The 13,446-nt window shown below is 67.8% G+C and carries 10 protein-coding genes; 4 read left to right on the top strand and 6 right to left on the bottom strand.

Annotated elements, in window-relative coordinates:
• The first annotated feature begins 20 nt into the window (after positions 1 to 20).
• The 4 genes from PGN16_RS01130 (at position 21) to gltB (ending at position 7,496) form a co-directional block, all read left to right on the top strand.
• Positions 21 to 830 carry an undecaprenyl-diphosphate phosphatase gene (locus PGN16_RS01130; protein WP_028966533.1) on the top strand — a complete coding sequence of 270 codons (810 nt, stop codon included), beginning with the start codon at positions 21 to 23 and terminating at the stop codon, positions 828 to 830.
• Positions 831 to 985: 155 nt separating this feature from the next.
• On the top strand, positions 986 to 2,425 hold the full coding sequence (locus tag PGN16_RS01125; protein ID WP_335307563.1) for an NAD(P)-dependent oxidoreductase: 1,440 nt from the start codon (positions 986 to 988) through the stop codon (positions 2,423 to 2,425).
• On the top strand, positions 2,422 to 2,988 hold the full coding sequence (locus PGN16_RS01120; protein ID WP_335307562.1) for a DUF2059 domain-containing protein: 567 nt from the start codon (positions 2,422 to 2,424) through the stop codon (positions 2,986 to 2,988). Before PGN16_RS01125 ends, PGN16_RS01120 begins: the two co-directional genes overlap by 4 nt.
• A gap of 32 nt (positions 2,989 to 3,020) precedes the next feature.
• Positions 3,021 to 7,496, top strand: coding sequence for a glutamate synthase large subunit (gltB, locus tag PGN16_RS01115; RefSeq protein WP_335308368.1), 4,476 nt, complete (start codon positions 3,021 to 3,023; stop codon positions 7,494 to 7,496).
• 141 nt (positions 7,497 to 7,637) lie between these two features.
• Here gltB and PGN16_RS01110 read toward each other — a convergent pair whose 3' ends face one another.
• From PGN16_RS01110 to PGN16_RS01085, 6 genes are all read right to left on the bottom strand, one after another.
• On the bottom strand, positions 7,638 to 8,174 hold the full coding sequence (locus PGN16_RS01110) for a hypothetical protein (RefSeq protein ID WP_335307561.1): 537 nt from the start codon (positions 8,172 to 8,174) through the stop codon (positions 7,638 to 7,640).
• Between the two features lie 344 nt (positions 8,175 to 8,518).
• Positions 8,519 to 9,415, bottom strand: a complete 897-nt coding sequence (mmsB, locus tag PGN16_RS01105; protein ID WP_335307560.1) for a 3-hydroxyisobutyrate dehydrogenase — start codon at positions 9,413 to 9,415, stop codon at positions 8,519 to 8,521.
• Between the two features lie 10 nt (positions 9,416 to 9,425).
• On the bottom strand, positions 9,426 to 10,202 hold the full coding sequence (locus PGN16_RS01100) for an enoyl-CoA hydratase (protein ID WP_335307559.1): 777 nt from the start codon (positions 10,200 to 10,202) through the stop codon (positions 9,426 to 9,428).
• Between the two features lie 277 nt (positions 10,203 to 10,479).
• Positions 10,480 to 11,523 (bottom strand): enoyl-CoA hydratase/isomerase family protein, encoded by a 1,044-nt coding sequence (locus PGN16_RS01095; RefSeq protein WP_335307558.1) that lies wholly within the window; start codon positions 11,521 to 11,523, stop codon positions 10,480 to 10,482.
• A 206-nt stretch (positions 11,524 to 11,729) separates the two neighbouring features.
• The gene (locus tag PGN16_RS01090) at positions 11,730 to 12,875 is read right to left on the bottom strand and encodes an acyl-CoA dehydrogenase family protein (protein ID WP_335307557.1); all 1,146 of its coding nucleotides are present in this window, start codon (positions 12,873 to 12,875) and stop codon (positions 11,730 to 11,732) included.
• A 10-nt stretch (positions 12,876 to 12,885) separates the two neighbouring features.
• Complete coding sequence (locus tag PGN16_RS01085) at positions 12,886 to 13,368, bottom strand: hypothetical protein (protein ID WP_335307556.1); 483 nt, start codon at positions 13,366 to 13,368, stop codon at positions 12,886 to 12,888.
• Between the last annotated feature and the right edge of the window lie 78 nt (positions 13,369 to 13,446).

Raw genomic sequence — 13,446 nt, 5'->3', positions numbered from 1 at the left:
TCCACTAGCGGGGACCGCGCGTGAACGACCTTTTGACCATCATCCTCCTCGGCATCGTCGAGGGGGTCACCGAATTCCTGCCGGTCTCCTCGACAGGCCACCTGGTGCTTGCCGGCGCGTTGCTCGGCCTGTCCGAAGGTGACGCCACCTTCGACATCGTCATCCAGCTCGGCGCGATCCTCGCCGTCGTCGTGCTGTTCTGGCAGCGCTTCCTGCGGGTCGGCACCGGGCTGCTGCGCCGCGATCCTTCGGCGATCCAGTTCACGCGCAACGTGCTGCTCGGCTTCCTGCCCTCGGCGGTGGTCGGCGCGGTCGCCTATTCGGCGATCCGTGCGGTGCTGGAGGCACCGGGCACCGGACCGTTCGTGGTCGCGGTCGCGCTGATCGTCGGCGGCGTGGCGATCCTGTTCATCGAGCGGGTTGCGCCCCGCGCGATCGGCGGTTCGGTCGAGACGATGTCGTGGAAGACCGCCTTGTCGATCGGCGTCGTCCAATGCCTGTCGATGATCCCGGGCGTCAGCCGCTCGGGCGCGACGATCATGGGCGCGCGCGCGATGGGCGTCGATCAGGAGACGGCGGCGGAGTTCAGCTTCTTCCTCGCCATCCCGACGATGATGGGCGCGACGACGCTGGCTTTGTGGAAGAGCCGGCACGAGCTGGGCGACGCGCACCTTTCGGCGATCGCGATCGGCTTCGTGGTGTCGTTCGTGGTCGCAATGGTGGTGATCCGCTGGTTCATGGCGATCGTGACCAAGCACGGCTTCGCGCCCTTCGCCTGGTATCGAATCATCGTCGGCGTCGCCGCACTTGCTGCACTGGCGATGCGCTAGTCATCAAATCGGACCTTTTTTCTTCAGCTTCTTGCAAGCTGGTCGCAGCTACTAGCAAGAAAGCAGGATTTTTAGGGCAGCGATACTGTCCGAAATGCGGAATCGGGCGTGACAGCGCCCGATCCATGTGAGAGGTCGGCGATCGGAGGACACCGATGGCCGACATGCTCAAGTTCGTTGAACGCCCGCAATCCTATCCGGCAAAGCGCGCCGCCGAGGCGCGTGCCGAGGATTTCCGCGAGATCGCCGAACGCTACGCCACCCCCGCTGCCGAGGATCAGGCCGGGCGCTGCTCGCAATGCGGCGTGCCGTACTGTTCGGTGCACTGCCCGCTCCACAACCACATCCCCGATTGGCTGCGGCTGACCGCCGAGGGCCGGTTGCGCGAAGCCTATGAGCTGAGCAACGCCACCTCCACGATGCCCGAAATCTGCGGCCGCATCTGCCCGCAGGACCGCTTGTGCGAAGGCAATTGCGTCATCGAGTTCAGCGGCCATGGCGCGGTGACGATCGGCTCGGTCGAGAAGTTCATCACCGACACCGCCTGGGAAGAAGGCTGGGTCGAGCCGCTCGTCCCCGGTCCGGCGCGCGGCCAGTCGGTGGGCGTGATCGGCGCGGGTCCGGCCGGGCTCAGCGCCGCCGACTATCTGCGCGGCCATGGCTATGAAGTGCATGTGTACGACCGGCACGACCGCGCCGGCGGGCTGCTGACCTATGGCATCCCCGGCTTCAAGCTGGAGAAGCCGGTGGTGATGCGCCGGGTCGAGCGGCTCAAGGCTGGCGGGATCGTCTTCCACGAAGGCTTCGAGGTCGGCCGCGACGCGACGCTCGACGAACTGCGCGCGCGCCACGACGCGCTGCTGATCGCGACCGGCGTCTATAAGGCGCGGGCGATCGACGTGTCGGGCAACGACCTGAACGGCGTCGTCGCCGCGCTCGACTATCTCACCGCCTCGAACCGCAAGAGCTTCGGCGACGCGGTGCCCGAGTTCGAGGACGGGCGTCTCAATGCGGAAGGCAAGAACGTCGTCGTGATTGGTGGCGGCGACACCGCGATGGACTGCGTCCGCACCGCGATCCGCCAGGGCGCGAAGTCGGTGAAGTGCCTGTACCGCCGCGACCGCGCCAACATGCCGGGCTCGCAGCGCGAGGTCGCCAATGCCGAGGAGGAAGGGGTCGAGTTCGTCTGGCTGTCCGCCCCGGCCGGTTTCTCAGGCGAAGATGGTCAGGCGACGACGGTCCGCGCCAACCGGATGCGGCTCGGCGCGCCCGACGCCAGCGGCCGCCGCGCGCCGGAGGTCGATCCCGGCGCGGCGGAGGACATGCCCGCCGACCTGGTCATCAAGGCGCTCGGCTTCGATGCCGAGGAACTGCCGAAGCTGTGGGGCGCGCCCGAATTGGGCGTGACGCGCTGGGGCACGGTGCTGGTCGACAGCAAGACGCTGATGACGTCGCTGGATGGCGTGTTCGCGGCCGGCGACATCGTGCGCGGCGCATCGCTGGTGGTGTGGGCGATCCGCGACGGCCGCGACGTGGCGGCGACGATGCACGCGCACCTGAAGGCGAAGGCGAAGGAAGCGAAGGTGGCGGCGTGATCGGTCTGCTGATCGCAGCGGCAGCGGCGGTGCAGTCGCCGGCCGTCGCCACGCCTGCGCCACCTTCCTACGATAGCGCCGCTGCCGTTGATCCCGCACGGCTCGCTGCGGCGACGCAGTTGCTTGCTGCGATGCACATCGAACGCCAGTATGATGCGCTGATCTCCCAGATGCTGCCGGTCATGACCAAGCAGATTTTCGGAAGTCTGCAAAATGACTCTCGGTTGCCCGCGAGGATTCGCAGTCGCCTCTCCGATCCGGAGGTGCTGAAGACGATGGAGAAAACTTTCTCCACCAAGCTGATGGCGCAGTTCCGGAGCCGTTATGCGACGCTGATTTCTCTAACTGCCCAGGAATATGCGCGCGCCTTCGAGTTGTCCGAGCTGAACGCTGTTCAGGCATTCTATGCGTCTCCGGCAGGTCAGCGAGCGCTCACGTTGATCCCCTTGCTCCAGCAAAAGCTGGTTCCGCTCGGCATGAAGATCGGCAGCGACGCTGGTGCCGCCGCCATGAAGGAAACTGTCGAGACGCTGGGGCTCGACGATCAGGAGAACAAGTCGTGATCGATCAGCGCGACCGTCTGGCCCGCGAGGGCATGTACCGCCCCGAGTTCGAGGGCGACGCCTGCGGCGTCGGCCTCGTCGCCGCGACCGATGGCAAGCCGTCGCGCCGCGTCGTCCAATCGGCGATTGACGCGCTGAAGGCGGTGTGGCACCGCGGCGCGGTCGACGCCGACGGCAAGACCGGCGACGGCGCCGGCATCCACGTCGATTTGCCGGTGCGGTTCTTCGACGATTGCGTCGCCGCTTCCGGCCACAAGCTGATGCCGAACCGGCTCGCGGTCGGCATGGTGTTCCTGCCGCGCACCGATCTTTCGGCGCAGGAGACGTGCCGCACGATCGTCGAATCCGAAGTGATCGGCGCGGGCTACACCATCTATGGCTGGCGTCAGGTGCCGGTCGATGTCTCGGTGATCGGGATGAAGGCGCAGTCGACGCGCCCCGAGATCGAGCAGATCATGATCGCCGGCCCGCTGCCCGGCGACGTCTCCGCCGAGGAGTTCGAGAAGAACCTCTACCTCGTCCGCCGCCGGATCGAGAAGCGGGTGATCGCGGCGCAGATCCAGGGCTTTTACGTCTGCTCGCTGTCGTGCCGCTCGATCATCTACAAGGGGCTGTTCCTCGCCGAGAGCCTGTCGGTCTTCTACCCCGACCTCACCGATGCGCGCTTCGAAAGCCGCGTCGCGATCTTTCACCAGCGTTATTCGACCAACACCTTCCCGCAATGGTGGCTGGCGCAGCCGTTCCGCTGCCTCGCGCACAACGGCGAGATCAACACGATCCGTGGCAACAAGAACTGGATGCTCAGCCACGAGATCCGCATGGCGTCGATCGCGTTCGGTGAGCATTCGGAGGACATCAAGCCGGTGATCCCGGCCGGCGCATCCGACACCGCCGCGCTCGACGCGACGTTCGAGGCGATCTGCCGGTCGGGCCGCGACGCGCCGACCGCCAAGCTGATGCTGGTGCCCGAGGCGTGGCAGAAGAGCACCGACACGCCCGACAGCCATGCGGCGATGTACCAGTATCTCGCCTCGGTCATGGAGCCGTGGGACGGTCCGGCCGCGCTGGCGATGACCGACGGGCGCTGGGTGGTCGGCGGGGTGGACCGCAACGCGCTGCGCCCGCTGCGCTACACGCAGACCGCCGACGGGCTGCTGATCGTCGGGTCGGAGGCCGGGATGGTCGTGGTGCCGGAGAGCACCGTCGTCGCCAAGGGCCGGCTCGGGCCGGGGCAGATGATCGCGGTCGACCTTCAGGAAGGGCGCGTGCTGCTCGACCGCGAGGTCAAGGACCGGATCGCCGGCGAGCAGGATTATGCCGCGATGATCGGCGAATTCTCGACGATGGCCGACCTGCCCCCCGCTCCCGCCGACAGCGTCACCCGCTACGACCGCGCCGATCTGGCGCGGCGGCAGGTCGCGGCCGGGCAGACGATCGAGGACATGGAGCTGATCCTGTCGCCGATGGTCGAGACCGGCAAGGAAGCGATCGGCTCGATGGGCGACGATACGCCGCTGGCGGTCATCTCCGACAAGCCGCGGCTCATCAGCCAGTTCTTCCGGCAGAACTTCGCGCAGGTCACCAACCCGCCGATCGACCCCTTGCGCGAACGCTACGTCATGTCGCTCAAGACGCGCTTCGGCAATCTCGCCAACATCCTCGACACTGAGGACCGGCGCGAGCGCGTGCTGGTGCTCGACAGCCCGGTGCTGACCTCGACCGACTGGGCGCGGCTGAAGGCCTATTTCGGCAATGCCGCCGCCGATATCGACTGCACCTTCGAGGCCGGGGGTGGCGCGGAGCGGCTGCGCGCCGCGATCCAGCGCATCCGCAACCAGGCCGAACAGGCGGTGCGCGAGGGCAAGAGCGAGCTGTTCCTCACCGACGAGCGGATCGACGAGGACCGCGTCGCGATCCCCGGCGTGCTGGCGGCTGCGGCGGTGCACACGCATCTCGTCCGGCGCGGCTTGCGTTCCTATGCCTCGATCAATGTCCGCGCGGCGGAATGCCTCGACACGCATTATTATGCGGTGCTGATCGGCGTCGGCGCGACGACGGTGAACGCCTATCTGGCCGAGGCCGCGATCGCCGACCGCCATGCGCGTGGGCTGTTCGGCAATCTGTCGATGGAGGAGTGCACCGCGCGCCACAAGAAGGCGATCGAGGAAGGGCTGCTCAAGATCCTGTCGAAGATGGGGATCGCGGTCATTTCTTCGTACCGCGGCGGCTACAATTTCGAGGCGGTCGGGCTCAGCCGTGCCCTGGTCAACGACCTGTTCCCCGGCATGCCCGCCAAGATCAGCGGCGAGGGCTATGCCTCGCTGCACGTCAACGCGACCGACCGGCACGAGGCGGCGTTCGATCAGGCGGTGGCGACGCTGCCGATCGGCGGCTTCTATCGCCAGCGCCACACCGGTGAGGCGCATGCCTATTCCGCGCAGCTGATGCACCTGCTCCAGACCGCGGTGTCGACCGACAGCTATTCGAGCTACCTGCAATTCTCGCGCGGCGTGTCGGACCTGCCGCCGATCTATCTGCGCGACCTGCTCCAGTTCAACTTCCCGAACGAGGGCGTCCCGGTCGATCAGGTCGAGGCGATCACCGAGATCCGCAAGCGCTTCGTCACCCCGGGCATGTCGCTGGGCGCGCTGTCGCCCGAGGCGCACGAGACGCTGGCGATCGCGATGAACCGGATCGGCGCGAAGGCGGTGTCGGGCGAAGGCGGCGAGGACAAGATTCGCTACACGCCCTATGACAATGGCGACAACGCCAATTCGGTCATCAAGCAGGTCGCGTCGGGGCGCTTCGGCGTCACGGCCGAATATCTCAACGCCTGCGAGGAGATCGAGATCAAGGTCGCGCAGGGCGCCAAGCCCGGCGAGGGCGGGCAGCTGCCCGGCTTCAAGGTCACCGAGTTCATCGCCAAGCTGCGCCATGCGACGCCCGGCGTGACGCTGATCTCCCCGCCGCCGCACCACGACATCTATTCGATCGAGGATCTCGCGCAGCTCATCTACGACCTGAAGCAGATCAACCCGCGCGCGCGCGTCTGCGTGAAGCTGGTGTCGTCGGCCGGGATCGGCACCGTCGCGGCGGGCGTGGCCAAGGCGCACGCCGACGTGATCCTCGTCTCCGGCCATGTCGGCGGCACCGGCGCCAGCCCGCAGACCTCGATCAAATATGCTGGCACGCCATGGGAAATGGGCCTGTCCGAGGTCAATCAGGTGCTGACGCTCAACGGCCTGCGCGGGCGGATCAAGCTGCGCGCCGACGGCGGGCTCAAGACCGGGCGCGACATCGTCATTGCCGCGATCCTCGGCGCGGAGGAGTTCGGGATCGGCACGCTCAGCCTCGTCGCGATGGGCTGCATCATGGTCCGGCAGTGCCACAGCAACACCTGCCCGGTCGGCGTCTGCACGCAGGACGAGGCGTTGCGCGGCAAGTTCGTCGGCACGCCCGAGAAGGTCATCAACCTGATGACCTTCATCGCCGAGGAAGTGCGCGACATCCTCGCGCGGCTCGGCGTCCGCTCGCTCGACGAGGTGATCGGCCGCACCGAATTGCTGCGGCAGGTCAGCCGCGGTGCCGAGCATCTCGACGATCTCGACCTCAATCCGATCCTCGCCAAGGTCGACGCGACCGATGCCGAGCGGCGCTTCAGCCTGTCGACGTTCCGCAACGACGTCCCCGACAGCCTCGACGCGCAGATCATCAAGGACGCCTCGGCGGTGTTCTCGCGCGGCGAGAAGATGCAGCTCACCTATTCGGTGCGCAACACGCACCGTGCGGTCGGCACGCGGCTGTCGAGCGAGATCACCCGCACCTTCGGCATGTCGAAGCTCGCCGAGAACCACGTCACGATCCGGCTGCGCGGTTCGGCGGGGCAATCGCTCGGCGCGTTCCTGTGCAGCGGGGTGACGCTGGAAGTGTTCGGCGACGCCAATGATTATGTCGGCAAGGGGCTGTCGGGCGGCAAGATCGTCGTCCGCCCGGCGGTGTCGTCGCCGCTGCGCAGCCAGGAGAACACCATCCTCGGCAACACCGTCCTGTACGGCGCGACCAGCGGCAAGTTGTTCGCGGCGGGTCAGGCCGGCGAGCGCTTCGCGGTCCGCAACTCGGGCGCGATCGTGGTGGTCGAGGGCTGCGGCGCGAACGGCTGCGAATATATGACCGGCGGCACCGCGGTGGTGCTCGGCGAGGTCGGCGCGAACTTCGGCGCGGGGATGACCGGCGGGATGGCGTTCATCTACGACCCGACCGGCAGCTTCGCGCGCCGCGCCAACCCCGAGAACATCGTGTGGCAGCGCGTCGCCGCCGCGCATTGGGAGGAAGTGCTGCGCGCTTTGGTCGCCGAACATGCCGAGGTGACCGACAGCCGCTGGTCGCGCGGGCTGCTCGACGACTGGGACCGCGCGCTGGGTTCGTTCTGGCAGGTGATCCCGCGCGAGATGCTCACCCGGCTCAGCCACCCGCTCGACGACGCCGAGACGCTGGAGGCGGCGGAGTAACGTTCACCGACGCCTCACCTTCCCGTCACCCCGGCGAAGGCCGGGGTCCAGTTACGCAGGTCCAGGTAACGAAGCGCCGGGCGCCGTTACGTCTGTTCCGTCACTGGACCCCGGCCTTCGCCGGGGTGACGGGCAAGGGCATCACACCCGACGTGCGCGCCACCGCCACGCCAGCCACAGCGCCCCCGCGGCCAGCGCGAGCACCGGCCACCCGCCATCGGTCCGCCACAGATAGCCCGCTCCCGCGACGATCACCGCGAGCATCAGCAATCCCGCCATCACCGGCGCATGAAGCCGCCGCGCCAGCCACGCCGCCAACGCCAGCGCCGCCAGCGCGTTGAGCGCGAGCCACGCGTAGGACGCCCCCGCCGACAGCGCGCCGACCAGCGGCAGCTTGACCGTCGCATAGCCGATCATCCGGTTCGGAAACGTGTCCGCGGCGAGGTGCAGCCCGGTCCCCGCCCCGACCCCGCACGCCGCGGGATACCAGCGCCGCCGCGCGAGCAGCGCACAGGCCGGCACGATGCTGTGCGTCAGCCCGCTGCGATGCCCGAGCCACAGCCGCAGGTCGAGGTCGGGCAAGGTCAGCCCGACCAGAAAGGCGACGAAGGTGACGAGCGCGGCGATCAGGGCGGGCGGCATGGCGCGCAGGTGGCACGCGCGGCGGATAGCGTCCATGGGGACCGGCGAGCGAGTGCCCCGCTCCGCCTCAACCGTCGCCCCGGACCTGATCCGGGGCCCCGCTTTTACCCTGCCCCGCCGAAGAAGAAGCGGGATCCCGGATCAGGTCCGGGATGACGAGCAAATTAGTTCTAGATCATGATGACGCAACGTCGAACATACCGTCATTGCGAGCGTAGCGAAGCAATCCAGTGCCGGACCAGGACGCCCTGGATTGCTTCGCTACGCTCGCAATGACGGTGCGATGCCGAAACCCCACTCCCCTGCCACAGCCGTCGCCCCGGACTTGATCCGGGGCCCCGCTTCTTCTCGCTCCACCAAAGAAGAAGCGGATTCCCGGATCAAGTCCGGGATGACGAGGAATATCCCTCCAGCATCTGGATGATCCCCGAGAAATCCAGCCCGCCCTGCCCGGCCTCGACGAACGCCCGGTACAAGTCGCGCGCGCGCGTCCCCATCGGCACCTGCGCCGCCGCGCCGTCCGCCGCCGCCATCGCCAGCTCGAGATCCTTGAGCATCAGCGCCCCCGCGAACCCGCCCTGATAGTCGCGATCGGCCGGCGACTCCGGCCCGACCCCCGGCACCGGGCAGTACGACGTCATCGACCAGCTCTGCCCGGTTGCCTTGCTGGAGATGTCGTAGAAGGTCTGCGCATCCAGCCCGAGCTTCTCCGCCAGCGCGAACGCCTCGCACGTCGCCGCCATCGTCGCGCCGAGGATCAGATTGTTGCACAGCTTGGCGACCTGCCCCGCGCCGCTGTCGCCGGCATGGATCACCGCCTTGCCCATGTCCTCAAGGAACGGCCGCGCGCGCTCGAACGCCGCCGCCGGGCCGCCGACCATGAAGGTCAGCGTCCCCGCCTGCGCCGCGGCGATCCCGCCCGACACCGGCGCGTCGACCGCAGCGATTCCGCGCACCGCCGCCTCGCCCGCGATCCGCCGCGCGGTGGCGAGGTCGATCGTTGAACAGTCGATCAGCACCGTGTCCATTGCGACGTCGGACAGGCTCTCGGCATAGACCTGCGCGACATGCGCACCGGCCGGGAGCATCGTCACCACCGCCTCCGCCCCGTCGGCGGCGTCGCGCGCCGACGCGACCGGCAGGCACCCCGCCGTCTTCGCCGCGTCGAGCGCCGCCGCCGACAGGTCGAAGGCGCGAACGTCATGCCCCTTCTTCGCGAGGTTGGCGGCCATCCCGCCGCCCATATTGCCCAGCCCGATGAACCCGACGCGCGCCATCCTGCCTCTCCTATTTGCCCGTCCACTGGCCGGGGCGTTTCTCGACGAACGCCGCCATGCCTTCCTTCTGGTCGGCGGTGCCGAACAGCCCGTGGAACAGCCGCCGCTCGAACTGCACGCCCTGTGCCAAGGTCGTCTCGAACGCGGCGTTGACCATTTCCTTGTTCGCCAGCACCGCCAGCGGTGCCATGTCGGCGATCGTCTGCGCGGTCTTCACCGCTTCCTCGACCAGCGCGGCGGCGGGTACGATCCGGCTGACCAGCCCGGCGCGTTCCGCCTCGGCGGCGTCGATCATCCGCCCGGTCAGGCACATTTCCATCGCCTTGGCCTTGCCGACCGCGCGCGCCAACCGCTGCGACCCGCCCATCCCCGGCGTCAACGCCAGCTTGATCTCGGGCTGGCCGAACTTCGCGGTGTCGGCGGCGAGGATGAAGTCGCACATCATCGCCAGCTCGCACCCGCCACCCAGCGCGTAGCCGGCGACCGCGGCGATGATCGGCTTGCGCGTCTGCGTCAGCCGTTCGTAGCCACCGAAGAAATTGCCGCCGTACATTTCGGCGAAGCCCTGCGACGACATCTCCTTGATGTCCGCGCCGGCCGCGAACGCCTTCTCGCTGCCGGTCAGCACCGCGCAGCCCTGCGTCGCATCGGCGTCGAACGCGGCCAGCGCCGCGAGCAGGTCAGCGAGCACCTGCGAATTGAGCGCGTTGAGCGCCTTGGGCCGGTTGAGCGTGATGAGCGTCACGCCGCCGCGTTGTTCGACCAATAGCGTTTCGTAGTCGGCCATCTACCCTACTCCCGTCGCCCCTGCGCAGGCAGGGGCCTATCTCTGTTCAGTCTTCAACCGCCGGAAGGACATAAGCACGCCGCGCCTGTGTCCATCGGCTCGCGACACGCTACAGACATGGGCCCCTGCCTTCGCAGGGGCGACGACGTCAGAGGAGCACTGACGTCCCAACTTTTCCGTCGCTCCTGCGCAGGCAGGAGCCAATGTCTGCCGAGTCCATCAACCCGGCCTGCCGCGCGCACGTCACGCATGTGTCCTCGACCTTGCGGCACACACATCACCCCGGCGTCCACGCCTCGTCCTCCGGCAGCGGTGCGAAGATGCGGTCGATCATATGGTCGCTCACCCCCGCGACGGTCGGCGGCTCCCAGCGCGGCGCATTGTCCTTGTCGACGATCAGCGCGCGGACGCCCTCGACGAAATCGGGGCGCTGCACGACGCGGCACGCGACCGCATATTCCTGCCGCATCTCGTCGGCGAACGTCGCCATCCCCGCGGCATCCTTGAGCAATTTGAGCGACACCTTCATCGCCTGCGGCGACTTGGTGGCGAGCGTCGCCAAGGTGTCCTGCGCGAAATCGCCGCCGTCCGCCGGCAAGACGGCCAATATCTCTTCGAGATCGTCCGAGGCGAACAGCCGGTCGATCACCTCACGATTTGCCAGCAGCTTGGCCGGGGGTGCCTCCTCTGCAAGACCGGACAGCGCCGACTCGATCGCCTCGGGGTCGGCGACGATCCGCGCCTTCGCCTCCTCGATCCGCGCCGCCGGCACGTAGTGCGTCGCCAGCCCCAGCGCGCACGCCTCCGCCCCGTCGACCCGCGCGCCGGTCAGCGCCAGATATTGCCCGATCCGCCCCGGCAGCCGCGACAGATACCAGCCGCCGCCGACATCGGGGAACAGGCCGATCCCCGTCTCGGGCATCGCCAGCCGCGTATTCTCGGTCGCGACGCGATAGCGGCACGGCTGCGACACACCGACCCCGCCGCCCATCGTCACCCCGTCCATGAAGGCGATCGTGTCCTTCACATAGGTGAACAGCCGGTGGTTCATGCGATATTCGGTATGGAAGAAGGCGCGCGCCTCGGCACCGTCGCCGGCACCGCTGCCGGCGAGCATCCGGATGTCGCCCCCCGCGCAGAAACCACGCCCCTCGGCATGGTCGATCATGATGCAGCGCACCGCCTGATCGCCGCGCCATTGCTCCAGCGCGTCAAGGATGCCCTGACACATGGCGGTGGTCAGCGCGTGCAGCGCCTTGGGCCGGTTGAGCCGGATGCGCCCGACCGGGCCTTGGATGGTCGTGATGAGGTCCTGCGTCATCGTCTCTCCCGCCCTCGCCCCTGAAAGGGGAGAGGGATACCGCAGCTTGGCGGCACCGCCGCCTAGCGAAGGTTGGGTGAGGGGTGAGCGAGCCTGCGGCTCGCGCGATCGCACCGCGATCGCTTACCCCTCACCCAGCTACGACTAGGCAGCAAGCTGCCAAGTCTCCGCATCCCTCTCCCCTTTCAGGGGCGAGGGACTATAGCTCACTGCCGCACCAATTCGCGGCCGACGATCATCCGCATCACCTGATTGGTCCCCTCAAGGATCGAATGTACCCGCAAGTCGCGCCAGAAGCGTTCGATCGGATAGTCCATCAGATAGCCGTAACCGCCATGCAGTTGCAGCGCGCGATCCACGACGCTCGATCCGGTGTCGGTCGCCAGCCGCTTCGCCATCGCCGCGAAGCGGGTCTTGTCGGGCGCACCCGCCGTCACCTTGGCAGCGGCGACGTAGAGGAGGCAGCGCGCCGCCTGCAGCTCCGTCTCCATGTCCGCCAGCATGAACTGCGTGTTCTGGAAATCGCTGATCGCCGTCCCGAACTGCTTGCGGTCCCTGGTGTAGCGGATCGCCTCGTCCAGACAGCGCTGAGCGCCGCCCAGCGAGCAGGCGCCTATATTGAGCCGCCCGCCGTCGAGCCCCGCCATCGCGAAGCGGAACCCCTCGCCTTCCTCCCCGACGCGATTGGCGACCGGCACGCGGACATTGTCGAACGTCACGGCGCGGGTCGGCTGTGCATGCCAGCCCAGCTTGCGCTCATTCGCGCCGAACGACACACCGGGCATGTCCTTTTCGATCACCAGACACGAAATACCCTTCGGTCCTTCGGCACCGGTGCGCACCATCGTGACGTAAAGCTCGTTTTCTCCGGCACCGGAGATGAATTGCTTGGTCCCGTTGACGACATATTCGTCGCCGTCACGGTACGCGGTGGTCTTCAACGCCGCCGCATCCGATCCCGAACCCGGCTCGGTCAGGCAATAGCTCGCCATCCGGTCCATCGTCACCAGATCAGGCAGATACCGCGCCTTCAGCTCCGCCGATCCGTAGCGGTCGATCATCCAGCTCGCCATATTATGGATAGAGATGAACGCGCTGGTCGCCGGACAGCCATAGGCCATCGCCTCCATGATCAGCGCCGCCTCCAGCCGCCCGAGGTTGATCCCCCCGCTCTCCTCGCTGACGTAGATCGCGGCGAACCCCAGCTCGGCCGCGGCCTTGATCGTGTCGCGCGGGAAGATGTGCCCTTCATCCCATTCCGCCGCGAACGGGGTGATGCGATCGGCGGTAAAGCGTTGCGCGAGCGCCTGAATTTCGCGCTGCTCGTCGGTCAGGTCGAACTGGTCGGTCATCGTCATATCCTCAGCAGCGGCGATAGCGCTGCGTGGCGGTCGGGCTGGTGCGCACCAGCATGGTGCCACCGGCGTCGAGCCGGTAGACCTCACGGGCGTAGAAGCTCTGCCCCTCGCCCGAAAAGCGCAGGTCTACCGCCACTTCCTGCGGGCTGCGGCGGTCGATGCGCTGCACGCGGGCGCGCGATTCGTAGAAGCGGATCGTGTCGGCGTCGATGTTGATCCGGCCGGTCGCCGCAGTGTTGGCCAGTTCGCAGTCATTGTCGCCGGCACCCCAATATCCAAGAAATTCCGTGGGAAAGGCACGGTCGCGCGCGGCGTTGGGCGTGGTGCGCGCGACCGGCACCCCGGTGCGCGCGGTCGATGCCGCACCGTTCTGCGCCGCCGCTTGCTCGATCGCCGCCTGCGCCGCGGCTTCCTTCTCGGGCACGTCGACCCGGTTGTAGTCGGCATCGTGGCCGGAACAGGCGGCAAGCGTCAGCATCAGCGCCACGCCCCACCGCCGGCCCGGCGCGCGCCGGGTCCGGGCAAGGCCGCAAATCCCTTGTGAAAGTGCCGGACGCACGCGACA

Source organism: Sphingomonas phyllosphaerae (assembly GCF_036946485.1).
Taxonomy (GTDB): domain Bacteria; phylum Pseudomonadota; class Alphaproteobacteria; order Sphingomonadales; family Sphingomonadaceae; genus Sphingomonas; species Sphingomonas phyllosphaerae_E.
Note: the sequence above shows the minus strand (reverse complement) of the source record. Positions and strands in the feature narration are given on the sequence as shown.